Annotated in this window: 24 protein-coding genes and 1 tRNA gene; 10 read left to right on the top strand and 15 right to left on the bottom strand. The window is 66.9% G+C overall.

Going from position 1 to position 22,076, the window contains the following annotated elements:
• The gene (locus QE389_RS00640) at positions 1-972 is read left to right on the top strand and encodes a DUF6607 family protein (protein WP_307363669.1); all 972 of its coding nucleotides are present in this window, start codon (positions 1-3) and stop codon (positions 970-972) included.
• 63 nt (positions 973-1,035) lie between these two features.
• Here the strand turns inward: QE389_RS00640 and QE389_RS00635 are convergent, their stop codons facing one another.
• Both QE389_RS00635 and QE389_RS00630 read right to left on the bottom strand, forming a co-directional pair.
• Entirely contained in the window at positions 1,036-2,469 is a 1,434-nt protein-coding gene (locus QE389_RS00635) for a hypothetical protein (protein ID WP_307363667.1), read from the bottom strand.
• Between the two features lie 161 nt (positions 2,470-2,630).
• Complete coding sequence (locus tag QE389_RS00630) at positions 2,631-3,620, bottom strand: YafY family protein (RefSeq protein WP_307363665.1); 990 nt, start codon at positions 3,618-3,620, stop codon at positions 2,631-2,633.
• A gap of 91 nt (positions 3,621-3,711) precedes the next feature.
• Between QE389_RS00630 and QE389_RS00625 the strand changes: the two genes are divergently transcribed.
• Complete coding sequence (locus QE389_RS00625) at positions 3,712-3,936, top strand: hypothetical protein (RefSeq protein WP_307363663.1); 225 nt, start codon at positions 3,712-3,714, stop codon at positions 3,934-3,936.
• Positions 3,937-3,940: 4 nt separating this feature from the next.
• On the opposite strand, the gene QE389_RS00620 is transcribed toward QE389_RS00625, so the two are convergent.
• The 8 genes from QE389_RS00620 to QE389_RS00585 all read right to left on the bottom strand — a co-directional run bounded on the left by QE389_RS00620 (position 3,941) and on the right by QE389_RS00585 (position 10,946).
• Positions 3,941-5,032: an acyltransferase gene (locus tag QE389_RS00620; protein WP_307363661.1), complete on the bottom strand. Its 1,092-nt coding sequence runs from the start codon at positions 5,030-5,032 to the stop codon at positions 3,941-3,943.
• Between the two features lie 47 nt (positions 5,033-5,079).
• The gene (locus QE389_RS00615; protein ID WP_307363659.1) at positions 5,080-5,493 is read right to left on the bottom strand and encodes a hypothetical protein; all 414 of its coding nucleotides are present in this window, start codon (positions 5,491-5,493) and stop codon (positions 5,080-5,082) included.
• The gene (locus QE389_RS00610) at positions 5,493-6,914 is read right to left on the bottom strand and encodes an NAD(P)(+) transhydrogenase (Re/Si-specific) subunit beta (protein WP_307363657.1); all 1,422 of its coding nucleotides are present in this window, start codon (positions 6,912-6,914) and stop codon (positions 5,493-5,495) included. Before QE389_RS00610 ends, QE389_RS00615 begins: the two co-directional genes overlap by 1 nt.
• Positions 6,915-6,927: 13 nt before the next feature.
• Positions 6,928-7,194, bottom strand: a complete 267-nt coding sequence (locus QE389_RS00605; protein ID WP_307363655.1) for a hypothetical protein — start codon at positions 7,192-7,194, stop codon at positions 6,928-6,930.
• Positions 7,191-7,538: an NAD(P) transhydrogenase subunit alpha gene (locus tag QE389_RS00600; RefSeq protein WP_307363653.1), complete on the bottom strand. Its 348-nt coding sequence runs from the start codon at positions 7,536-7,538 to the stop codon at positions 7,191-7,193. The genes QE389_RS00605 and QE389_RS00600 overlap by 4 nt, the downstream gene beginning before the upstream one ends.
• Entirely contained in the window at positions 7,538-8,677 is a 1,140-nt protein-coding gene (locus QE389_RS00595; protein WP_307363651.1) for a Re/Si-specific NAD(P)(+) transhydrogenase subunit alpha, read from the bottom strand. The genes QE389_RS00600 and QE389_RS00595 overlap by 1 nt, the downstream gene beginning before the upstream one ends.
• Positions 8,678-8,761: 84 nt before the next feature.
• Positions 8,762-9,058, bottom strand: coding sequence for an aa3-type cytochrome c oxidase subunit IV (locus QE389_RS00590; protein ID WP_307363649.1), 297 nt, complete (start codon positions 9,056-9,058; stop codon positions 8,762-8,764).
• A 76-nt stretch (positions 9,059-9,134) separates the two neighbouring features.
• Positions 9,135-10,946 (bottom strand): M3 family oligoendopeptidase, encoded by a 1,812-nt coding sequence (locus QE389_RS00585; RefSeq protein WP_307363647.1) that lies wholly within the window; start codon positions 10,944-10,946, stop codon positions 9,135-9,137.
• Positions 10,947-11,108: 162 nt separating this feature from the next.
• Between QE389_RS00585 and QE389_RS00580 the strand changes: the two genes are divergently transcribed.
• Positions 11,109-12,548, top strand: coding sequence for a sigma-54 dependent transcriptional regulator (locus tag QE389_RS00580; protein WP_307363645.1), 1,440 nt, complete (start codon positions 11,109-11,111; stop codon positions 12,546-12,548).
• Between the two features lie 79 nt (positions 12,549-12,627).
• Here QE389_RS00580 and QE389_RS00575 read toward each other — a convergent pair whose 3' ends face one another.
• From QE389_RS00575 to QE389_RS00560, 4 genes are all read right to left on the bottom strand, one after another.
• Positions 12,628-12,969 carry a hypothetical protein gene (locus tag QE389_RS00575; protein ID WP_307368843.1) on the bottom strand — a complete coding sequence of 114 codons (342 nt, stop codon included), beginning with the start codon at positions 12,967-12,969 and terminating at the stop codon, positions 12,628-12,630.
• 174 nt (positions 12,970-13,143) lie between these two features.
• Complete coding sequence (locus QE389_RS00570) at positions 13,144-13,419, bottom strand: DUF2312 domain-containing protein (protein ID WP_054765057.1); 276 nt, start codon at positions 13,417-13,419, stop codon at positions 13,144-13,146.
• 181 nt (positions 13,420-13,600) lie between these two features.
• On the bottom strand, positions 13,601-13,726 hold the full coding sequence (ykgO, locus tag QE389_RS00565) for a type B 50S ribosomal protein L36 (protein ID WP_307363642.1): 126 nt from the start codon (positions 13,724-13,726) through the stop codon (positions 13,601-13,603).
• 203 nt (positions 13,727-13,929) lie between these two features.
• A tRNA-Ala gene (locus tag QE389_RS00560) sits at positions 13,930-14,006 on the bottom strand.
• Positions 14,007-14,190: 184 nt separating this feature from the next.
• Between QE389_RS00560 and QE389_RS00555 the strand changes: the two genes are divergently transcribed.
• On the top strand, positions 14,191-15,483 hold the full coding sequence (locus QE389_RS00555) for a lytic murein transglycosylase (protein WP_307363640.1): 1,293 nt from the start codon (positions 14,191-14,193) through the stop codon (positions 15,481-15,483).
• A gap of 307 nt (positions 15,484-15,790) precedes the next feature.
• On the opposite strand, the gene cysS is transcribed toward QE389_RS00555, so the two are convergent.
• A complete protein-coding gene (cysS, locus tag QE389_RS00550; RefSeq protein ID WP_307363638.1) occupies positions 15,791-17,242 on the bottom strand; it encodes a cysteine--tRNA ligase in 1,452 nt (483 codons plus the stop codon).
• 127 nt (positions 17,243-17,369) lie between these two features.
• On the opposite strand from cysS, the gene folE reads away from it, so the two are divergent.
• The 6 genes from folE to QE389_RS00520 all read left to right on the top strand — a co-directional run bounded on the left by folE (position 17,370) and on the right by QE389_RS00520 (position 22,065).
• Positions 17,370-17,984 carry a GTP cyclohydrolase I FolE gene (gene folE, locus QE389_RS00545; RefSeq protein ID WP_307363636.1) on the top strand — a complete coding sequence of 205 codons (615 nt, stop codon included), beginning with the start codon at positions 17,370-17,372 and terminating at the stop codon, positions 17,982-17,984.
• Positions 17,985-18,153: 169 nt separating this feature from the next.
• Positions 18,154-18,588, top strand: coding sequence for a biopolymer transporter ExbD (locus QE389_RS00540; protein ID WP_307363634.1), 435 nt, complete (start codon positions 18,154-18,156; stop codon positions 18,586-18,588).
• 257 nt (positions 18,589-18,845) lie between these two features.
• A complete protein-coding gene (locus QE389_RS00535) occupies positions 18,846-19,688 on the top strand; it encodes an aldo/keto reductase (protein WP_307363632.1) in 843 nt (280 codons plus the stop codon).
• An 18-nt stretch (positions 19,689-19,706) separates the two neighbouring features.
• Complete coding sequence (locus QE389_RS00530) at positions 19,707-19,913, top strand: hypothetical protein (protein WP_307363630.1); 207 nt, start codon at positions 19,707-19,709, stop codon at positions 19,911-19,913.
• 10 nt (positions 19,914-19,923) lie between these two features.
• Entirely contained in the window at positions 19,924-20,370 is a 447-nt protein-coding gene (locus QE389_RS00525; RefSeq protein ID WP_307363628.1) for a Pr6Pr family membrane protein, read from the top strand.
• 165 nt (positions 20,371-20,535) lie between these two features.
• Positions 20,536-22,065, top strand: coding sequence for a UbiD family decarboxylase (locus tag QE389_RS00520; protein ID WP_307363626.1), 1,530 nt, complete (start codon positions 20,536-20,538; stop codon positions 22,063-22,065).
• Positions 22,066-22,076 lie beyond the last annotated feature (11 nt).

Below are 22,076 nucleotides of genomic sequence, written 5' to 3'. Positions count from 1 at the left end.
ATGCGCGCCATACTGATCGCCGCCGCCCTGCTGGCCGCCGCCCCTGCCGCCCAGGCGCTGGAGACCGCCGCCCAGCCGCCCGCCGCCGCGCCCGCCAACGCCTTCGAGCGGGATCGTCACTCGATCCTGGCGCAGGCCGGCCAGTACCGCGTTCATTTCGACATGCGCGAGAACGTCAGCTTCCGCGCCGACTACGATCCGCTGGAGGAAAAGCTGTCCGGCGGCAGCGAGATCGTGCGCGTCGTCTATGACAAGGGCGACCGGATCAGCCTGCAGCATATCCTGGTGATGGAGCACGACGGCCAGACCATCGTGGTCAAGCACTGGCGCCAGGACTGGGCCTATCAGCCCGAGACGGTCCTGACCTACGCCGGGCCGAACCAGTGGGTCCTGACGCCCGTGTCGGCCGATCAACGCCAGGGCGCCTGGTCCCAGACGGTATGGCAGACGGACGATTCGCCGCGCTATGGCGGCGTCGGCCGCTGGACCTATGAGAACGGTCTGTCGGCCTGGACATCCAACCCGACATGGCGGCCGCTGGCGCGGCGCGACGCGGTGCGCAACCCCGTCTATGACCGCTATCTGGGGACCAACCGCCATATCCTGAAGCCGGACGGCTGGGTTCACATTCAGGACAATATGAAGATGTCGGGTCGGGCGGGCGGCGAGCCGATCGCCATCGTCCAGGAAGACGTCATAAACACCTACGACCGCAACGACAGCTATTCGGCCAAGCCGGGCGACGACTACTGGGCGAAGACGCAAGCGTTCTGGGCGGCCGTGCGCGACGCCTGGGACGCGGCCATCGCAGCCGGAAACGGCGTCCATCTACAGGAAGAGGCCCAGACCGGCGCCGTCACAGGAATGCCGTTGATGGACCTGGCCCAGGCGGTGGCGGACGGCAAGACGCCCGAAACCCAAGCCATCGCCCAGGCCCGCACCCTGATCGCCCAGGCCACAACACCCCGCTGACCTTCCCCCAGCGCGGAAGACTGAAACGGCGGCCGGACGACCGGTCGCCGTCTTTTTTCGCCCTCAGGTCAGGACGACACGACCGTTCTGCAGGCGAAAGGCCACCCCCGTGCGCTGAAACAGCCGCGCGACCACGGCGGACGGATCGGACGCGCCCTGGTCCAGCAGCCGTTCGACATCGCCGCGCAGCGACGGATCGCGCGATGCGCGGGTCAGGGCCGTCAGCCACTCCTCACGGCTCAGGACGCCGTCGGGCTGGCGCAGCAGGGGCTTCAGAAAATCGAACCAGTCGCCGCCCGTCCGCTGGCGCTGCGCGCCCTCGGCCACCAGGGCGAAGACGGCCCCGCAGGCGTAGAAGGCCCGGTGTTCGCCCCGCTCGCCCGCCTGGGCCACCGGCTTCGTAGCCAGGGCGACGCAATCGTCCACTTCCGACTGCAGCTCGGCCCGGTCGTCATAGGCGGGGTCCAGCCCCTTCAGCGCCCGCACGGCCATCATGTCGGCCCCGCCCTCGGTGATCCAAGCCTCGTCCGCGAACTGGTAGCGCACCGCCTGACCCAGCCAGAAATGCGCCGCCTCGTGGGCGATGAACCACCGCGAGCGTTCGCGGATCTCGGCCTGGGGCGTGGTCACGCCCCGCCCCTCGAACGACATGACGATCAGGCCGGGCAGGACGCTGCCGCTCATGCTGGTCACGCGCTCGGTCGGGCCGTTCCAGGCCGCCATGACGATGGGGTTCGCGCCGCCGGCGTCGCTCTCGCCCAGGCGGCTGCGATAGTAGTGACCGACATCCGGGGCGAAGTTGCGGATTTCCTGGACGATCCAGGCCGGCAGATTGGGATCGATCACCGTCGACAGACCGTCGCCCGCCGTCACGGTTGCCTCGCCCAAAAGGACATAGCTGCGTTCGTCGGTCGTGGTCAGGTCGGCGGCGCGGCGGCCCTTGAACAGGACGGGGCCGCCGACATCGCGCCAGGTGACACGCGCCGGGCCGCCGTCCACCCGCACGCGGTTCAGGTCGTCCGGCAGCTGTTCGGCGGCCTGGACGGACGGCAGGGCGAAGACGTCGAACTGGCGCGTCGGCAGGCCGACCGTGCCGTTGGAGAAGACGAGGGTGCGATATTCGGCCTCCAGGTCCACCGGCTGCGGCTGGACCCGGAACCGCACCTCGCGCGGCACGGTGCCGCCGTCGCGGCTGCGGACGATGTCGTAGAAGCCGCGACGCTCCATCACCACGCCCGGCGTCTCCACCGTCCATTGGCGCGGTCGCCAGGGCTGGCGCGAATCCGTCTCCAAGGCGGAATCCATGAAGGCCCAGACGGTCGCGTCGCGCCCGAACCGATAATCGACCGTCACATGCTCGCCGTCCCGCGTCACCGTGACCTGAGGCGTGGCGTCCATCGCTGCGGCGGCCGGCGTCATCGTCGGGCCGGCGGCGCAGGCGCCCCCCGCCAGCAGGACGGCGACAAGAGCGGACGAGGGGAAGGCGTTGGGGCGCAAGAACGAACTCCACAAAAGCAGGCTGTAAGCCTAGAGCCTGATACGTCGAGGAGGAATCGCTCCGAGATTCCGCCGATGCGATGAATCAGGCTCCAGAGGCAAGCGAGAGCCTGACTCACGCTTTAGCCGTCCCAAACGCCACAGGTCAGCTTACGGTTTCGTCAGTCTGGCGTCCGGTCCAGGGCGCGGCGGGCGGCGGCGATCTCCTCGGCCATGACGGTCTTCAGCCGTTCCGGAGCCAGGATGGCCGCCTGTTCGCCCCAGGTGAACAGGTGCCAGGCCAGTTCGCGCATGCCCGAGGCTCGGAAACGGACGATCACCCCGCCGTCGGCCTGATCCTCGAAGGTCTGGGTCGGGTGCCAACGCCAGCCCCTGGCCTCGGCCGCGCCTTCGGGGGCGATGCGCACAACCACGTCCTCGATCTGGTCTTGATAGATGCCAAAGGACTGGCTGGCGAAGGCGCCCAGGTCGAAATCGGCAGGCGGCGCGGCGACGCCGTCCTGCGGTGCGACGTGGCTCATCCGGTCCAGACGAAAGGTCTGGATACGGCCCGTCTCCCGGTCGGCGGCGACCAGATAGTTGGCGCGGCCGAACATCACCCCGCAGGGCGCGACCGAACGCCGACGCGGCTCCGCCCCCGGCCGCGAGTAGGTAAAGCCCAGCGGCTGTTGCGCCAGGATGGCCCCGCGAATGGCGGTCAGCATCGGCTCGTCCGCCGAAGGGCGCGGCCCGGCCTGAACGGCGATCGTCTCGGCCCGGACCAGGGCCTCCAGGTCCGGCGCCATCCGGTTCAGGGTGGTGGAGCGCATGGCCGCCTTCAGCTTGCGTTCCAGCCCCTCCAGCGCCGCCGCCCGCGCCGGTTCGCCCGCCGCGCGCAGGGCGGTCGCCGCCTTGGTCAGCTCCAGCATCTCCGTCGCCGTCGGCGCCTGTTCGAAGGCCGACAGACCGCCCCGGATGCGCCAGCGTTTGGACGGCGGATCCGAGACCTCTTCCGCCTGGGGGAACAGCATCAGCACGGCGTCGCGCATCCGTTCGGCGGTGCGACGACTGGTTCGCATATCACGCGCCATCTCGTCGAGGGTCAGACCTTCAGCGCTGGCCGCCATGCGCCGGGCCAGGTCGATCACCATCGCCGCCTTGTCGTGTCTCAACCCTCGCTCCGTTCGATACGTCCGTTTCTGGCGTAATGCTGTCTCATAACCCGATCATCGACAAGAGGCGACCGTTTCAGGAGATCATCACATGGCCTGTTTCCAACCCCACGCCGCCGTCAACACCGAACGCTACATCATCGTCCCGTGCGAAGCCGACGGGTCCTCGGACCTGGCCGTCATCTGGGACCGGCTCGAGGAGCAGGTGATCGACGTCATCTCGGCCGCCGCCTGCGGCCGCTATTCCGACGAAGACGCCCTGTGGGACGAAGGCCGGGCCGACCTGGCCCAGCCGGAATGGCGGATGGCCGCCTGAGCGATCAGGCCGTCCTGGGCTTGGTCCAGCGGTCAATCAATCGTTGGGCCGGCTGTTCCACCAGCCTGTGCGCCACGACCGCCACAGCGACGATCAGGCCGAACAGGGCCAGGGCGAACAGGTCGTTCAGCCAGACCGAGCCGAAGTCCACGCGGCGGCCGCCCGGAACCCCGCCCCAACGCTTGGCCAGGATCATCATCACGGTCAGGATGAACATGTGGACCATGTAGATGGCGAAGGACCACCGCCCCATCGTCGCCAGCGCCGGGCGGTCCAGCAGGCGCGACACCCGCCCCTCCTCGCCCGCAAAGACCCAGACGACGACGACGAAGATCAGGGTCACGGCGACGGTGATCGGCCCTTCGGCGTAACCGATGAAGCCGCAGATCACAGCCAGTGTCAGAACCTCCAGCCCGGTGGCGGCCGGCCCCTTCAAGCGCGGAATCCGGGTCCACAAGCCCTGCAGCAGGCAGCCCAGGAAGAAGCCATACACCGCGCGCGGTACGGCGAAGTCAAAGGTGGTGTTCATCCATCGCCGCGCATACAGCAGCACCATCACCCCGCCGATCACGGCCAGGACCAGGCCGATCCAGCGGAAACGCCGGGGCGCGATCAGCACCAGACCCGCGAAAATCAGATAGCAGGCCCATTCCGCGCTCAACGTCCAGGCGGGTCCGTTCCAGGTCAGCCAGGGGTGGACGTGCCAGGCTTGGATCAGGGCCAGGTTGGTGAAGATCGACTCCACCGACCGGTCGCGCGCGAACGGCGTCACCGCGTCGAAATGATAGACGGCCCGCGCGCACTCCAGCCCGACGAAGGCGGCCAGCATCAGGACGTGCAGCGGCCATATCCGGCCGAACCGCCGCACCATGAACCGTCCGGCGTCGCGCGCCGTCTTCAGCCGCCCGGCATAGGCGTGGGCGATGACGAAGCCCGAAAGGACGAAGAAATAATCGACGAACAGATAGGCGTGCTGAACGAACCCCCAGTCGCGCCAGTGGCTGGCGACGGGCATGTGGAACATCACCACAAGGATCGCGCAGACCCCGCGCAGGGAGTCCAAGGCTTCGAAACGCTGATGTCCGACCGTCTTCACGGGCGCGTGATAACGGGTCGAGAAGGGTTGCGATAGATGGCTTGAAGTTAGCGGGCCGCTGCCAGTTCGCTCTGTCTTGTGACAGTGTTCCAGCCGCCATCGAGATAAACGAATGAGAGTACGCCTGAAACGCCTCTCGAAACAGCGTGAGCTTCATAGAGAACGCCCGACTCCAACGCACGCGCCGCAGCCAGTTCCTCAAATCCTGCGGGCGCGCGCCCGTAGATGATCTGAGATTGAGGCGCGCATGCGCCGTTGACAGCCTTGGCTTCCCAGAGCCGGTCCTGTGGATGCGACGCCTTTGCGACCCAGAACCGATCCAGGCAGGTTGTCGGCTGCATGATGCGGGGGGCCGCGATGGTCACGCGTGGAGAAGCCAGGTCACCCTCGATCTTGAGCCATAGCGAATAGCTGCAGCCGACTAGGGCCAGGAGCAATACCAATATCGCCAGTCTGCGCATCACAGCCCCTTCACGATCCCCTCGACCATCTTCTTGGCGTCGGCGAACAGCATCATGGTGTTGTCGCGGAAGAAGAGTTCGTTCTCGACGCCGGCATAGCCCGAGCCCATGCCGCGCTTGATGAACAGCACCGTGCCGGCCTTTTCCACGTCCAGGATCGGCATGCCGTAGATGGCGCTGGTCGGGTCGGTCTTGGCGGCGGGGTTGGTCACGTCGTTGGCGCCGATGACGAAGGCGACGTCGGCGGTGGCGAACTCGGCGTTGATGTCCTCCAGCTCGAACACCTCGTCATAGGGGACGTTGGCCTCGGCCAGGAGCACGTTCATGTGGCCCGGCATCCGGCCGGCGACGGGGTGGATGGCGTATTTCACCTCGACCCCCTCCTCCTTCAGCTTGTCGGCCATTTCGCGGAGCGCATGCTGGGCCTGGGCCACCGCCATGCCGTAGCCGGGCACGATGATGACCTTGGAGGCGTTCTTCATGATGAAGGCCGCATCCTCGGCCGAGCCCTGTTTGACGGGGCGCGTTTCCCGGACGCCGCCTGGACCGGCCGCCGCGTCGCCGCCGCCGAACCCGCCCAGGATCACCGAAATGAAGCTGCGGTTCATGCCCTTGCACATGATGTAGCTGAGGATCGCGCCCGACGATCCGACCAGGGCGCCGGTGATGATCAGGGCGATGTTTTCAAGCGTGAAGCCCAACGCCGCCGCAGCCCAGCCGGAATAGGAGTTCAGCATCGACACGACGACCGGCATGTCGGCGCCGCCGATGGGAATGATCAGGGTGGCGCCCAACACCAGGGCGATCAGGAAGACGCCCCAGAAGGCCCAGGTCGCCGCCCCGGCCGTGCCGATCAGGATGCCGATCAGGAAGACCAAGCCAAGCGCCAAGCCGACGTTGATCAGGTGCCGCGCCGGCAGGATGATCGGCGCACCCGACATATTGCCGTTCAGCTTGGCGAAGGCGATGACCGAGCCGGTGAAGGTGATGGCCCCGATGGCGACGCCGAGGCTCAGTTCGATGATCGACAGGGTCTTGATGCCTGTCCCGTCGTCGGAAAGGATTCCGAACGCCTCGGGCGCATAGATGGCGCCGATGGCGACCAGACAGGCGGCCATGCCGACCAGGCTATGGAAGGCGGCGACCAACTGGGGCATGTCGGTCATGGCCACCCGCTTGGCGATCAGCGCCCCCGCTCCGCCGCCGACGATGACGCCGCCCGCGATCAGGGCCAGTGTCACGGGGTCCAGCGCCCCGGTCGTTCCCAGCGTCAACAGGGTCACGCCAATGGCCAGGGCCATGCCGATCATGCCGAAGGTGTTGCCCTGCCGGCTGGTCTCGGGGCTGGACAGCCCCCGCAGCGACAGGATGAACAGAACCCCGGACACCAGATAGGCCAATGCGGCCAAGGATGCGTTCATCACGCCCCTCCCCTCAAGACGTGCGAACCAACCGCCACAGGGCGGCGGCGATGAACAGCGGGCCGATGAAGAACAGCGCCCATTCGAAGACGCCCAGCGGCCGATCCTGCGTCACCACGCGAACCAGAATGGCCGAAAAGACCAGGGCGATGCCGCAGTCGTGCAACCGCTGGCGCTTGATCGGAACCCTGGTCCCGAACCAACCGTACAGCCACAGGCCAAAGCCGATGCCGGTGGCGACCCAAGAGCCGGTGATGGCGATCTGCGCGGCGTCCGTCACGAAGACGCCTCGGGAGCGGACTTAGGCGTGGGCCGCTCCTTCTTCTTGTACATGGCCAGCATCCGCCGCGTGACCATGAAGCCGCCGAAGATGTTGACGCTGGCCAAGGTGACGGCGACGACGCCGGCGCCCTTGGCGATCCAGGCGCTGGGGCCGGTCGCATCACCCGACACGGCCGCCGCCGCGATCAGGCCGCCGACGATGATGACGCTGGAAATGGCGTTGGTCACGGCCATCAGCGGCGTGTGCAGCGCCGGCGTCACGCTCCAGACGACGTAATAGCCGACGAAGATCGCCAGCACGAAGATGGCCAGGCGGAAAACGGTGGGATCGACGTGTTCCATCAGTTTGTTCCCCTCACCCCTTCATGCACCACGGCCCCGCCGTGCGTGACCACCGCCGCCTTCAGGATTTCGTCTTCCAGATCCACCGCCATAACGCCGTCCTTGATCAACAGGCCGACGAAGGCGGTCAGGTTGCGGGCGTAGAGGGCGCTGGCGTCGGCGGCGATGCGGCCGGGCAGGTTGGACCAGCCGACGATGGTGACGCCGTTCGCGGTGGTCACGACCTCGTTCAGTTTCGAGCCCTCGACATTGCCGCCCGCCTCGACCGCCAGATCGATGATGACCGAGCCGGGCTTCATCGAGGCGACATGGGCGGCGGTCAGCAGGATCGGCGCGGCCCGGCCGGGGATCAGGGCGGTGGTGATGACCACGTCCTGTTTGACGATGTGGCTGGCGGTCAGTTCGGCCTGTTTCGCCTGATATTCGGCCGACATCGGCTTGGCGTAACCGCCGGCGGTCTGGGCGTTCTTGAACTCCTCGTCCTCGACGGCCAGGAATTTGGCGCCCAGGCTCTCGACCTGTTCCTTGGTGGCGGGGCGGACGTCGGTGGCGGTGACGACGGCGCCCAGACGCCGCGCGGTGGCGATGGCCTGAAGCCCGGCGACGCCCACGCCCATGATGAAGCATTTTGCGGCGGCGACGGTGCCAGCCGCCGTCATCATCATCGGGAAGCCCTTGCCATAGGCGTAGGCCGCCTCGATCACCGCGCGATAACCGGCCAGATTGGCCTGGGACGACAGCACGTCCATGACCTGGGCGCGGGTGATGCGGGGCACGAACTCCATGGCGAAGGCGGTCGCGTTGGCGCCGGCCAGAGCCTCGACCGACGCCTTGTCGCGCCAGGCGTCCAGCATGGCGATGACGACGGCGCCGGGCTTCAGCGCGCTGGTTTCCTGGGCCGTGGGGCCGCGCACCTTCAGCACGATGTCGGCGGCGTCCAGCACCGCGCGAGTGTCCGGCTTCACCACCGCGCCGGCGGCGACATAGTCCGCGTCGGCGATGGACGAGCCCAGGCCCGTTCCGGCCTCGACCGTGACGGTCGCGCCCAAGGCGATCAGCTTCTTCACCGTTTCGGGCGTGACGGCGCAGCGCGTCTCGCCCTCTCGGCGTTCACGGGTTGCGGCGATAGAGACGGCCAAGCGAATCCCCTCGTTTCTGTTCTTGAACGAAGGTTAGGCCGTTCCGGCGATAGCCGTCAAAGCACGGTTACGCCAAGCCTGGGATTACGGCCCTGCGACGGCCTTGGAAGGCCGCATCGCCCCAGGGCTCAGCGAGCGTGGGGCTTGGATCGCAGGGCGAAAAATCCGACCGCGGCCAGGACCACTGCGCCCAGAAGCGCCACGACGAAGTCGCCGCCCGGGGTGAAACCACAGGGTCAGCATCAGGACCAGACACGCCACGGCCAGAGAACCCCACTTGGCCAGGTTCAGGAACAGACGGAAGGTCGAAATCTGTTCCTTGATGGCCATGTCGCCACGCACATAGGCGTTCGCTTCGTCGGCGTGGTGCGGATCGGCCATGGAGACTCCCCAGTCTGTTGTTAGGCCGATTTATAGCGAGCCGCGCGCGCCACTCAAGCCCGGCCAGGCCCCAGCCCTAGCCCAGGGCTTCGAACTGGTCGATCAACCGTTCCAGCCGCCGGCAGCCCACGCTCCAGAAGGCCGGGTCGCGCGGGTTCAGGTCGAAGGGCTTCAGCGCCTCGACATAGGTGCGCGCCCCGCCGCCGGCCAGAAGGTCGCGATACAGGGGTGCGAAACCCGTGGGATCCTTGCGCCGCGCCTCCATCAAGGCCGCCACCAGCAGGTCGCCGAAGGCGTAGGCATAGACGTAGAACGGGGAATGCACGAAGTGGCTGACATAACTCCACCAGTGCTCATAGCCGGGGTTCAGCGTCACCGCCGGCCCGAGCGACGCCCCCATCTCTTCCAGCCACAGTTCATTGATGCGGTGCTGCGACACCTCTCCCTTCAGCCGCTCGTCGTGGAAGCGGGTCTCGAAACGGTGGAAGGCGATCTGACGCACCACGGTGTTCAGCCCGTCCTCGATCCGCCCCGCCAGGAGCCCGCGCTGTTCAGCCCTGGGCGCCGTCGCCAGCAGCCGGTCGAAGGTCAGACCCTCGGCGAAGATGGAAGCGGTCTCGGCCAGGGTCAGGGGCGTGTCGGCCAGCAGCGTGCCCTGGTCCGCCGCCAGGGTCTGGTGAACGCCGTGGCCCAGTTCATGCGCCAGGGTCAGAACGTCGCGCCGCTCGCCCATCCAGTTCAGGAAGACATAGGGGTGGCGATCCGCCGTCACCGGGTGGGCATAGGCGCCCGACTGCTTGCCGGGCCGCGCGCGCCCGTCGATCCAGGGTTTGTCGAAAAAGCCGGCGGCCCGGTCCGCGAAGTCGCCGCCCAGGTCGGAAAAGCTGTCCAGCACGATCCGGCGGCCCTGGCTCCAGCTGAAGGCGCGCGGCGCGGTCGTCTCCAGCGGAGCGTTGCGGTCCCAGTGGTCCAGCCGCGCCTTGCCCATCGCCTTGGCCTTCAGGGCGTAATAGCGGTGCGACAGGCGCGGATAGGCGGCGGCGACCGCTTCGGCCATGGCGTCCACCGCCTCGCCGTCCACCTCGTTGGCCAGATGGCGGCTGTCGGCCGGGCGTTTGAACCCGCGCCAGCGATCCTCCATCGCCTTGTCGGCGGCGACCGTATTCAGCACCAGGGCCAGGGTCGGGGCGCGAGCGGCCAGAGCCTCCGACAGCCCTTCGGCGGCGGCCTTTCGTCGGGCCGGCTTGGCGTCCGACAAACGGTTCAGCGCCTCGGCCAGGGTCAGGCTTTCGGCGTTCGCGCCCTTCTTGCCGACGACGGCGCGCAGGGCGGCCAGTTGTTCGTCGAACAGGCGCGGCCACTGGGCTGCGATCGGCCCGCGCTCGGCGATGAAGGTCTCCAGTTCGGCCGACAGCTCATGGGGCTTCATCGCCCGCACACGCCGCAGCCAGGGCCGCCAGCGCGCAGCCCCCGGATGGGCGGCCAGCGCCGCTTCCAACTCGGCCTCGTCGATCTGATTGATCTCCAACGTCAGCCAGACCGTCGGCGTGGCGATGGCGGTGATCTTTTCCCGCACATCGGCCTCGAACCCTTGCGCGCCCGGGTCGTCGCGCGCGGTGGAGGCGGCCAGGAAGGCATAGGAGCCCAGGGCGCCCAGCACGTCAGACGCCTGTTCATACAGATCGATCGCCTGGTCCAGCACGGCGCCCAGAGCCGCCGCATCCGTGCGCGTCTCGACCAGTTGGCCCTGCAGAGCGTTCATCCGATCCACCAGGGCGCGCGCCCTGGCCATGTCCTGCGCCACCCGCGCATCCTCGCGCGAGGCGTAGAGGTCGGACAGGTCCCACAGAGGGGCGTCGGCGTCGGGCGTCTTGAAGAGGGCGTTCATAGCTCCGTTGTGGCGACGCCGGCGCCTCGCCGCAACCGCAGACGCGCGGTTAACGGGCTGCTCACCACGCCCTCTCACCCGTTTTTCACCTCGTCGCCCTAGAAATCGTCCCGAAACGGGCCAGTCGCGTATGGACAGGTCCAGGAACGAAGGGCGCTTTTCATGGCCAAGACCATCCTGGTCGTCGATGACGATCCGACTCAGCGTCGCCTGATCCAGGCCGTGTTGGAGCGGGACGGCTACGCCGTGGTCCATGCGGCGGGCGGCGGCGAGGCCATCGACCGGATGACCAAGGGCGGCGGGGCCGATCTGGTGCTGCTGGACATGGTGATGCCCGAGATGTCGGGGCTGGAATGCCTGGCCGAACTGCGTAGCGCAGGCGTCAACGAGCCGGTCATCGTCCTGACCGCCAACGGCGGCATCGACATGGTCGTCAAGGCCATGCAGGCCGGGGCCCAGGATTTCTTCGTCAAGCCGGTCGGACCCGAGCGACTTCTGGTCGGGGTGCGAAACGCCATGCAGATGACCCGGCTGACGGCAGAGGTCGGACGCCTGACCAAGCGGGTCCAGGGACGAACCAGTTTCGACGACATCGTGGGCGACAGCGGCCCGATGCGGATGGTCAAGGCCCTGGGCGCCCGGGCCGCCAAATCCTCGATCCCCGTCCTGATCACCGGCGAGAGCGGCGTCGGCAAGGAGGTCATCGCCCGCGCCCTGCACGGGGCCAGCGACCGGGCCGGCAAGCCCTTCGTGGCGGTCAACTGCGGCGCCCTGCCCGCCAATCTGATCGAATCGATCCTGTTCGGGCACGAGAAGGGCGCCTTCACCGGAGCCGTCGACAAGACCCTGGGCAAGTTCCGCGAGGCGGACGGCGGCACCCTGTTCCTGGACGAGATCGGTGAATTGCCGCTGGACATGCAGGTCAAGCTGCTGCGCGCCCTGCAGGAGGGAGAGATCGACCCCGTCGGCGGCAAGCGGCCGGTCAAGATCGACGTCCGCATCGTCTCGGCCACCAACCGCGATCCGGCCCAGCAGGTGAAGGACGGCGCCTTCCGCGCGGACCTGTTCTATCGCCTGAACGTCTTCCCCATCGAGGCCCCGTCCCTGCGCGACCGGCGCGAGGACATTCCGGCCCTGGTCGATCACTTCATCGCACGCTTCAACGCCGAGGAAGGCCGCCGCATCTCGGGTTGCGCGCCCGAGACCCTGGCCCTGCTGCAGGGCTTCGACTGGCCCGGCAATGTGCGCCAGTTGGAGAATGCGGTGTTCCGCGCCATCGTCCTGGCCGACGCCCCCTTCCTACAGCCGCATGATTTCCCGGCCATCTCGGGCGTCGCCGCCCCTCTGCCGGGCACGGCCGGCGCGTCCCCGCCGCTCCGTGTCGCGGCCACGCCTTCGGCGGAACAGCCCATCCGCATCCTGGACGACCGCGGCCACCTGCGAACCCTGGAAGAGATCGAACGCGATCTGATCCAGCACGCCATCGAGGTCTATTCCGGCCATATGAGCGAGATCGCGCGCCGCCTGGGCATCGGTCGCTCTACCCTCTACCGCAAGGTCCGCGAGCAGGGGCTGGAAGCTCAGCTGAAGGAAGCGGGGTGAGGCTAGATCGCAGGTGGACCATAGCGGTTCGCGGTCTTCGACCCATCAAGCAGTAGAAGCACGACCAGACCGATCAGCATCAATCGTCCCCCGTGATGTCCGCGCCATCCTGCGGTCGTTTCGAGCTTGACGTCTTGCCGCGGCCCCACCGGGGCTTTGGGGGCTCGCCCTTGGCCTTGGCGGTGATCTCTTTCAACTTGCGGCCCTGCATGGCGGACAGGGCCTGGCCGGGCGCGCCCTTTTCGGGGTCGACGAAGGCGCGGCCATGGGTCTTTACGCGCTCGCCGACCGAATCGAGGAATTCGCCCTCCCATTCGGACAGCGAAACGCCCGCCTGCTCTGCCGAGCGGCGGGCGCGTTTCAAAGCGTTCAAGGCCGATCGCTGAGCGGCCTTGCGCTGCTGATCCCCAGGGCTCGGCAGCGTCTTCTTGAAGGCGCTATCGCCCTTCGGGCTGCTTGAGCGCACTTTCGACGCGCTATCGCCCTTCAGGCTGCTTGAGCGCACTTTCGACGCGCTATCGCCCTTCAGGCTGCTTGAGCGCGACAGCCCGCCTTTCGATGAACCGATGGGCGTGCGCTTCAGCCCTTAATCTCCTCAGACCTCGCCGAGGGCCGAGAGGTAGAGGTCCAGGATGGCCTCCTCCTCCTGGCGCTTGGCCTTATCCTGCTTGCGGATGCGGATGACCTTGCGCAGAACCTTGACGTCGTAGCCCTCGCCCTTGGCCTCGGCGAAGACCTCCTTCATGTCGGTCATGACGGCCTGTTTGTCTTCTTCCAGCCGCTCCAACCGCTCGATGATGGTGCGCAGACGGCCCTGGGCGGTCGCGGTCAGGACATCGGGGTTGCCGTCGAACGAGGCGTCGTCAGCCATGGGGAGTACTCCAGAAATCAGGCGCGGACGCTAACCATGCCGGGCCGGCCGGCTCAACCGCGAACACGAAAAAGGCCGCGGACAACATCCGCAGCCTGTGGATCGTAGGCTTTCCCAAGCGCGCTATCGCCCTTCGGGCTACCTGAGCGCGCCGCCTTATCTTAAGAGGCGGAGGAAACCCTTAGCCCTGCTTGGCCTTGAAGCGCGGGTCGGTCTTGTTGATGACGAAGACGACACCCTTGCGACGCACGATCTTGCAGTCGCGGTGGCGGGTCTTCAGGGCCTTGAGCGAGCTGCGGACCTTCATGGTCGGACGTCCTGAAAGAAGCCAATAAGAAAGCCGCTGACCCGGTCGGATCGCGGCGGAGGCGGTCGTATAGAGAGACGGCTTTCGCAGGTCAAGCCGCAACCGGCCAAAACCTGACAGAACCCTGTCCCCGCCTGCACCACGGCCGCATCCCCTCAGCCGCGCTCAAGTACCGCAAAGCGCGACAGCACATAGAAAAAGGGTGGAGGCCTGACCTCCGAGTCGAACGGAGGGTTTACGGGGTTGCACGCCCGTTGCGTCGCCGCTCCGCCATCAGGCCGTTCAGAGGGACCTTGCGATACTAGGTCGCACCGACCTAAGAGGTCGACCATAATCAAGGTTAATGGGCCTAGACGGGGAATTCCCGGGTTCGAAATCGCGTCTCAGGCGTTTTGAGCCGCCGCAACCCCCTCTCGCGCGGATGTCATTTCACCCCGGCCTCGCGTCCCTTTAGTCTGAATCCCATGCGTTTTTCGTACCGACTGCTGTTGATCGCCTGCGTTTCGGCCTGTGCGCCCATGTTGCCGGAGCCGCCCCTGCCCGCGCCGAGCCCCGCCCCGCAGACGGGCGGATCGAACGCCGCCGCCCCCCAGACCCAGCCCGCGCCGACGCCCGCCGTCCCGCCCCTGGCCGCCTATGACCAGCAGGGGTTCGACGGCTGGAAGCAGGGGTTTCTGGCCCGCAAGGGCGGCGCGCGACGCGCGGCCTACGAGCGGGAGCTGGCCAATGTGACGCCAGACCCGACGGTGATCCGCCTGGACCGCAACCAGCCCGAATTCTCCAAGCCCGCCGGCGCCTATGTCCAGAACGCGGTGACGCCGGTGCGAATCGCCCAGGCCAAGCAGCGTATCGACCGGGTGCCGTGGGCGGTGGTCCAGCGGTTCGGCGTGCCCAGCGAGATCCTGGTCGGCGTCTGGGCCCAGGAAAGCGCCTTCGGCCAGGTCCAGGGCGACTATGACGTGATCCGCTCCCTGGCGACCCTGGCCTATGACGGCCGCCGCCGCGACTGGGCCGAAGGACAGTTGAAGGACGCCCTGGACATCGTGGTGGACGGCCGACGCGAGCGGGCGGGCCTGAAGGGCAGTTGGGCAGGGGCCATGGGCCAGACCCAGTTCATGCCCGACAACTATCTGCGCCTGGGCGTGGATCAGGACGGCGACGGCAAGGTCGACATCTGGAACGACGACGCCGACGCCCTGGCTTCGGCCGCCAACCTGTTGGCCCAGGCGGGCTGGAAGCGCGGCCAGACCTGGGGATACGAGGTCGTCTTGCCCGCCGGGTTCGACTACGCCGAGGCGGAGGGGCCGAAGCACAACTGGACCTATTGGGCGGCCAAGGGCGTGCGTCTGGCGCAAGGCGGGACGCCGAACGGCGCCGAGGCGCTGGAAGAGGCGACCATCCTGCTGCCGCAGGGCGCGAACGGCCCGGCCTTCCTGGCCCTGCCGAACCATTACGTCATCCGCCGCTACAACAATTCGGTCAGCTACGCCCTGGCGATCGGCCTGACGGCGGACGGGATCATGGGCAAGCCGGGGCTGACCAAGGCCTGGCCGAACGATCCCTCCATGTCGCGCGACCAGCGCATCGGCGCGCAAAGGGCCCTGACGCGCCTGGGCTACGACACAAAAGGAGTGGACGGGGTGATCGGGACCAACACCCGCGCGGCCCTGCGACGCTGGCAGATCGCCAACGGCCGGGTCGCCGACGGCTATCTGACGGGAGCGCTGGCCGACGAACTGATCCGCAAGGCGGGATAGAGTCCGGATTCCGAAAAACGGAGTCCGAACAGTCCGAACAGTCCGATCAGTCCGATTTGGCATCCCTGCCCCCATCGTGCGCGGCGCCTCGCACCCAAACCGACGCAGCCTGCCACGGCTGCGAAGCCAGGCGCGCAGATGGCGAATGGAGTTCGACAAGGGCCTGAAAACACGGGCCGGACGCCAGCGTCGTTAGGGGCGGACGCGCATTCGACGTCGCCCCGAGAACCTCAGGGGACTCGGACCGTCTTTTCGGGCCGCCCGCAAGACGTCCCGGAAAGGCGCCCCGGAATGACGAAAACCGACTTCAGCCCTTCACGCGCCAGGTCGCGCCGTCGGGGCCGTCCATGACCACGACGTTCAGGGCGTTCAGGCGGTCGCGGATGCGGTCGGCCTCGGCCCAGTTCTTTTCGGCCCGGGCGCTGGCGCGCTGCTCCAGCAGGGCCTCGACCTCGGCCTTGAGCGCGGGATCGCCGCCCTCGAACCAGGCGTCCGGCGTCAGGCACAGGACGCCCAGCAGGTCGGCCGCTTCCTTCAGGCTCCAGCGGGCCATGGCGACATCGTTGATATCGGCCTCGGCGTCGTTCAGCAGCTCGCGCAGCGCGTTCCCCAGCCCGAACAGCTGGGCGATGGCGCCCGGCGTGTTGAGGTCGTCCTCAAGCGCGTCCAGAATGGGATCGAGCGCGTTCTCGGCCAGCTCCATCTCGGCCTCGTCCAGCGTGGCCGCGTCGAAGTCGGACAAAGCCGCGTCGGCGTCGCGCAGGACGCCATACAGACGGTCGAGGTTCTTGCGGCTCTGATCCAGCAGCCCCTGGTTCCAGTCCAGCGGCTGGCGATAGTGGGCGCTGAGCAGGGCCCAGCGGACGACCTCGCCCGGCATGGCCTGGACCAGATCGTGCAGCAGCAGGACGTTGCCGACCGACTTGGACATCTTTTCCGCATCCACGGTCAGGAAGCCGTTGTGCATCCAGTAGCGGGCGTATTCGTCGTGGGCGTTGTCGCCGTGGGCATGGCCGTGGGCGCAGACGCCCTGGGCGATCTCGTTCTCATGGTGGGGGAAGACCAGGTCGATGCCGCCGCCGTGGATGTCGATGGGCAGACCCAGGGTCTGTTCGATCATGGCCGAGCATTCGATGTGCCAGCCGGGACGTCCCTGCCCCCAGGGCGAAGGCCAGGACGGCTCGTCCGCCTTGGACGGCTTCCACAGGACGAAGTCGTGGGGGTTCTTCTTGTAGGGAGCCATCTCGACGCGGGCGCCGGCGATCATGTCGTCCAGGTTCCGCCCCGACAGTGCGCCGTAAGCCTTGTAGGACGAGACGTCGAACAGGACATGACCCTCGGCGGCATAGGCGCAGCCGGCGTCGACGATGGCCTGGATCTGATCGACGATGGCCGGGATGTAGTCGGTGACGTGGGGCGCGATATCGGGCGGCGAGACGTTCAGCAGGCCCATGTCGGCCAGATAGGCGGCTTCGTAGCGGGCCGTGACCTCGCCGATCGGCACGCCTTCGCGCGCGGCCTTCTGATTGATCTTGTCGTCCACGTCGGTGACGTTGCGGGCGTAGAGAACCTTGTCCGCCCCATAGGTCCGGCGCAGCAGGCGCACCAGAACGTCGAACACCACCGGCGGGCGCGCATTGCCGATGTGGGCGTAGTCATAGACCGTGGGGCCGCAGACATAGAGTGTGACACGATCCTTGTTCCGGGGCTCGAACAGGCGCTTTTCACGGCGCAGGGTGTCGTGGATGTGCAGCGGCATGGATCAGTCTTCAGCGGGTTTTCTTGCGGGACGGAGGGTCTGTCCCATATAGCGGCCTGATATACAGTCCCGACGGATTGTAGAAGGTAAACCGGGCGACCGCCCGCCCCGGCCGGAAATCGAGTTCATGAGCGTCACCCCCGCCAAGCCCGTCCTCGTCAGCGATGCTGCCGTGCAACGCCCGTCGCGCGAACAGGCGCTGGAGGCCGTGCGCACCCTGATCGCCTGGGCCGGCGACAATCCCAACCGTCCGGGCCTGATCGACACGCCCAAGCGGGTGGTGGACGCCTATGGCGAATGGTTCGACGGCTATGACGCCGATGCGGGCAAGGAGCTGAGCCGCACCTTCGAGGACGTGACCGGCTATGACGACATGGTCATCCTGCGCGACATCGAGGTCGAGAGCCACTGCGAGCACCACCTGGCCCCCTTCCTGGGCAAGGCCTATGTCGCCTATCTGCCGGGCGAGAAGGTGGTCGGCATCTCCAAGCTGGCGCGGGTGGTCGAGATCTATGCGCGGCGCCTGCAGAACCAGGAAACCCTGACCAACGACATCATCGAGGCCATCGAATCGCACCTGCAGCCGCGCGGGGTGGCGGTGCTGGTGGACGCCGAGCATCAGTGCATGACCACGCGCGGCGTGCATCATCGGCACGTTTCGACCATCACGACGCGCTTCACCGGCGCCTTCAAGGACGATCCTGCCCTGGCGGACCGTTTTTTGAAGCTGGCCAGGGCCTGAACGCCGAACCGTCGTGCCTCTGTCGTGTATAATTGACGTTCGGGAACGGCAGATCGTTTAGAACCGCTTTACAAGCCCGCATCGGGACGCCAAGAACCGATCAAGCCTTCGGGCGATCCATAGGGAAATGTCGGCGCGGAACGCAGCCGGCGAGTAACGGAGACGATGCATGGCTGCCAAGCTCGGTGGTTCCGGCGGGGACAAGCACACGATCGAACAACAGGCGGATATCAACATCACGCCGTTCATCGACATTCTGCTGGTGCTCATGATCATCTTCATGGTGGCCGCGCCGATGGCGACCGTGTCGATCAAGCTGGACCTGCCGCCCGCGCAGCCGCCGGCGAACCCTGAAAAGGAAAAAGAGCCAGTCTACATCACCATCCAAGAGAATGGTCAGATCTTCATCGCCGACAAGCAGTCGTCGATCGACAACCTGCCTGTCGATGTCTGCTCGGCCCTGGGCGGCGGCGCCTGCCGCGAGGAGCGCGTCTTCGTCCGCGCCCAGCCGGAAGTGAAGTACAGGCAGTTCATGGAAGTCATGAACAAGATGCAGGAGAACGGCTTCTTCAAGGTCGGCCTGCTGAACGAAGACATCACCTGAGTTCAGGCTCGGTCGAAATGATCAGGGGCCGCGTTCCGGAAGGGACGCGGCCTTTTTAATTGGCCCAACGCTTGTCGGCCCAGGCGGACGGGGCCTTGATGGCGCATCGTTCGTTTCCCAGGCGTTCCGCCCATGCTCTGCGGGCGGGTCGCGCCGAAAAGTCTGGGGATGACCGCCCCTGCCCTTACCGACGACGGGGGCGGCGCCTAACTGAGGGACCTTCTCCCTCCCCGCGAAGCAAGCCCAAGGAGCGCCCGATGGCCTATGGCGATCAACCCACCATCACCGTCGATGGAATCGAGATCCCCCTGCTGGGCTTCGGCACCTGGCAGTTGGAACCCGACGACGCGCGCCGCATGGTCGCCGAGGCGTTGCGGATTGGATATCGGCACATCGACACGGCCTGGATCTACAAGAACGAGAAGGCGGTCGGCGAAGGCATCCGGGACTCCGGCGTGGCGCGCGAGGACATCTTCCTGACGACCAAGATCTGGGTCGAGCATTTCACCCATGACGCCCTGCTGAAGCAGGCGAAGGAATCGGCCGACAGCCTGGGCACGACGCCGGACCTGCTGCTGCTGCACTGGCCCAAGACGACGCCGACGTTCGAGGAGACGCTGGGCGCCCTGAACGCGGCCAAGGACCAGGGCCTGACCAGGTCGATCGGCCTGTCCAACTTCCCGTCCAAGGAATTCCGCCAGGCGCAGGGCCTGTCCAAGGCGCGGCTGCTGACCGATCAGGTCGAGCATCACCCCTATCTGGGCGTCGATCAACTGGTCGCGACGGCGGCCGAGCTGGGGTCGTCGATCACGGCCTGGTCGCCGCTGGCGCAAGGCAAGATCGCCGACGACGCCACGATCAGCGAGATCGCCGGCGCGCACGGCAAGACCAACGGCCAGATCACCCTGCGCTGGCTGATCCAGCACGGGATCATCGCCATTCCCCGCACCACCAAGGAAAGCCGGGCGCGCGAGAATTTCGACATCTTCGACTTCGAACTGTCGGCCGAGGAGATGCAGCGCATGGACGCCCTGGATCGCGGCGAGCGGCTGGGCGACTGGCTGGACCCGGCGTTCGAATGGGACAAGACTGCCGCCTGACGGACCAGGGAGGCGCCGGTGTTTCGCAAACGGGACCAGCCCAGGCTGTGGCGCGCGACCTTCGCCGTCGTGGGCTGGACCGCGCTGGCGCTTCAATATCTGCTGATGGTGGCGCCGGTTCAGGGTTGGACGGTGCTGGAGCGGACCCTAAACTACTTCAGCTTCTTCACCATCCTGACCAACATCCTGGTCGCCCTGGCCTTCACCGGACCCGCTGCTGGGTGAAGGATCGCGGTTGGCCCGATGGTCAGCCAGCGAAGGCGTCAGGGCGGCCATCGCCATGTACATCGTGGTGGTCGGGGTGGTGTACCACGTCCTGCTGCATCCCAACTGGAACCCGACCGGCTGGTCGTTGGTAGTCAATCTGGTGCTGCACTACGTCATGCCCGCCGCCTTCGTGCTGGACTGGCTGTGGTTCACGCCCAAGGGGCGGCTGCGCTGGATCGACCCGGCGAAGTGGCTGGCCTTTCCTTTGATCTATGGCGGCTGGACCCTGGTTCACGGCCTGGCGACGCACTGGTGGCCCTATGGCTTCGTCAATGTAGATCAGTTGGGATTGGGCCGGGTCGTGGCGATCTTCGGCGGGTTGCTGATCTTTTTCCTGATCGTCGGGCTCGGCCTCGTGGGGCTGGATCGGCTGTTCGGTCGCGCGGCGCGTGACAGTTCAACGTTAGCACTCTAGGCATCTCAAAAGCCGCTCATCCCCGCGAAAGCGGGGACCCAGTTCTTTCGCTTGGCGGGGTGTCAGAGGATCGAGGGCAGCGCCGTCCCGTCGATATCTCAACGCCCATAGCACTGGGCCCCCGCTTTCGCGGGGATGAGCGGAAGATTTAAGAGCGGAAGCCTCATGGCCTACAAATCCCTGCGTGACTTCATCGACCAGCTGGAAGCCAAGGGCGAGCTGGTGCGGGTGTCCGAACCCGTGTCCACCGTGCTGGAGATGACCGAGATCCAGACCCGGCTGTTGCGGAACGGCGGGCCGGCGGTGCTGTTCGAAAAGCCGGTCATGCCGGACGGGGCGATCAGCCCCATTCCCTGCCTGGCCAATCTGTTCGGCACGGTGAAGCGGGTCGCCATGGGGGTGACGCTGGAGGGCAAGGCGCGCACCACGACGGCCGAACTGCGCGAGGTCGGCGAACTGCTGGCCTTCCTGAGGAATCCGACGCCGCCGCGCGGTCTGGGCGATGCGATGGAGATGCTGCCGCTGGCGCAGACCGTCATGTCCATGCGGCCCAAGACGGTGAAGAAGGCGCCGGTGCAGGAGGTGGTGCTGAAGGGCGACCAGATCGACCTGACCGCCCTGCCCGTCCAGTCGTGCTGGCCCGGAGAGCCCGCGCCCCTGATCACCTGGGGCCTGGTGGTGACAAAGGGGCCGAGCGAGGAGCGAGAGGACGACTTCAACCTGGGCATCTATCGGATGCAGGTGCTGGGCCGGGACAAGGCCATCATGCGCTGGCTGGCGCATCGGGGGGGCGCGCAACACTATGCGCGGCACAAGAAGGCCGGGAAGCGCGAGCCCCTGCCCTGCGCCGTGGTGCTGGGCGCCGATCCGGGCACGATCCTGGCGGCGGTGACGCCGGTGCCGGACACCCTGTCGGAATATCAGTTCGCGGGCCTGATGCGGGGCGCCAAGGCCGAACTGGTCGCCTGCAAGACCGTGCCGCTGATGGTTCCGGCCCAGGCGGAGATCGTGCTGGAAGGCCATGTCCTGCTGGACGAGTTCGAGGACGAAGGCCCCTACGGCGACCACACCGGCTATTACAACTCGGTCGAGAAGTTCCCGGTCTTCCAGGTCAGCGCCATCACCATGCGCCGCGATCCCATCTATCTGACCACCTTCACCGGCCGGCCGCCGGACGAGCCGAGCGTGCTGGGCGAGGCGCTGAACGAGGTGTTCATTCCCCTGCTGCGCCAGCAGTTCCCTGAGATCGTCGACTTCTGGCTGCCGCCCGAGGGGTGCAGCTACAGGATCGCGGTGGTGTCGATGAAGAAGGCCTATCCGGGCCACGCCAAGCGGGTGATGCTGGGCGTGTGGAGCTATCTGCGCCAGTTCATGTACACCAAATGGGTCATCGTCGTGGACCACGACATCGACGCCCGCGACTGGAAGGACGTGATGTGGGCCATCTCGACCAAGATGGACCCGGCGCGCGACATCACCGTGATCGAATCCACCCCCATCGACTATCTGGACTTCGCCAGCCCCGAAAGCGGCCTGGGCTCCAAGATCGGCCTGGACGCGACCGACAAATGGCCGCCCGAGACCAAGCGTGAATGGGGCGAGGAAATCCGCATGGACGAGGCGGTGGTCACGCGCGTCAACGACCTGTGGGACCGTCTCGGCCTGCCGGGCGACGGGACGCCGATCTGGAAATAGCTGCAGCCCGG

Source organism: Brevundimonas sp. SORGH_AS_0993 (assembly GCF_030818545.1).
Classification (GTDB): Bacteria; Pseudomonadota; Alphaproteobacteria; order Caulobacterales; family Caulobacteraceae; genus Brevundimonas.
The sequence above is the reverse complement of the archived record's forward strand: the minus strand, read 5'-3'. Positions and strand labels throughout refer to the sequence as shown.

Bases quoted from the DNA above. Each gene is read 5' to 3' on its own strand.
- QE389_RS00640 (WP_307363669.1), top strand. From the start codon at position 1: ATGCGCGCCATACTGATCGCCGCCGCCCTGCTGGCCGCCGCCCCTGCC.
- QE389_RS00625 (WP_307363663.1), top strand. From the start codon at position 3,712: ATGGCCTGTTTCCAACCCCACGCCGCCGTCAACACCGAACGCTACATC.
- QE389_RS00615 (WP_307363659.1), bottom strand. From the start codon at position 5,493: ATGCGCAGACTGGCGATATTGGTATTGCTCCTGGCCCTAGTCGGCTGC.
- QE389_RS00610 (WP_307363657.1), bottom strand. From the start codon at position 6,914: ATGAACGCATCCTTGGCCGCATTGGCCTATCTGGTGTCCGGGGTTCTG.
- QE389_RS00600 (WP_307363653.1), bottom strand. From the start codon at position 7,538: ATGGAACACGTCGATCCCACCGTTTTCCGCCTGGCCATCTTCGTGCTG.
- QE389_RS00590 (WP_307363649.1), bottom strand. From the start codon at position 9,058: ATGGCCGATCCGCACCACGCCGACGAAGCGAACGCCTATGTGCGTGGC.
- QE389_RS00585 (WP_307363647.1), bottom strand. From the start codon at position 10,946: ATGAACGCCCTCTTCAAGACGCCCGACGCCGACGCCCCTCTGTGGGAC.
- QE389_RS00580 (WP_307363645.1), top strand. From the start codon at position 11,109: ATGGCCAAGACCATCCTGGTCGTCGATGACGATCCGACTCAGCGTCGC.
- QE389_RS00570 (WP_054765057.1), bottom strand. From the start codon at position 13,419: ATGGCTGACGACGCCTCGTTCGACGGCAACCCCGATGTCCTGACCGCG.
- ykgO (WP_307363642.1), bottom strand. From the start codon at position 13,726: ATGAAGGTCCGCAGCTCGCTCAAGGCCCTGAAGACCCGCCACCGCGAC.
- QE389_RS00555 (WP_307363640.1), top strand. From the start codon at position 14,191: ATGCGTTTTTCGTACCGACTGCTGTTGATCGCCTGCGTTTCGGCCTGT.
- cysS (WP_307363638.1), bottom strand. From the start codon at position 17,242: ATGCCGCTGCACATCCACGACACCCTGCGCCGTGAAAAGCGCCTGTTC.
- folE (WP_307363636.1), top strand. From the start codon at position 17,370: ATGAGCGTCACCCCCGCCAAGCCCGTCCTCGTCAGCGATGCTGCCGTG.
- QE389_RS00540 (WP_307363634.1), top strand. From the start codon at position 18,154: ATGGCTGCCAAGCTCGGTGGTTCCGGCGGGGACAAGCACACGATCGAA.
- QE389_RS00535 (WP_307363632.1), top strand. From the start codon at position 18,846: ATGGCCTATGGCGATCAACCCACCATCACCGTCGATGGAATCGAGATC.
- QE389_RS00520 (WP_307363626.1), top strand. From the start codon at position 20,536: ATGGCCTACAAATCCCTGCGTGACTTCATCGACCAGCTGGAAGCCAAG.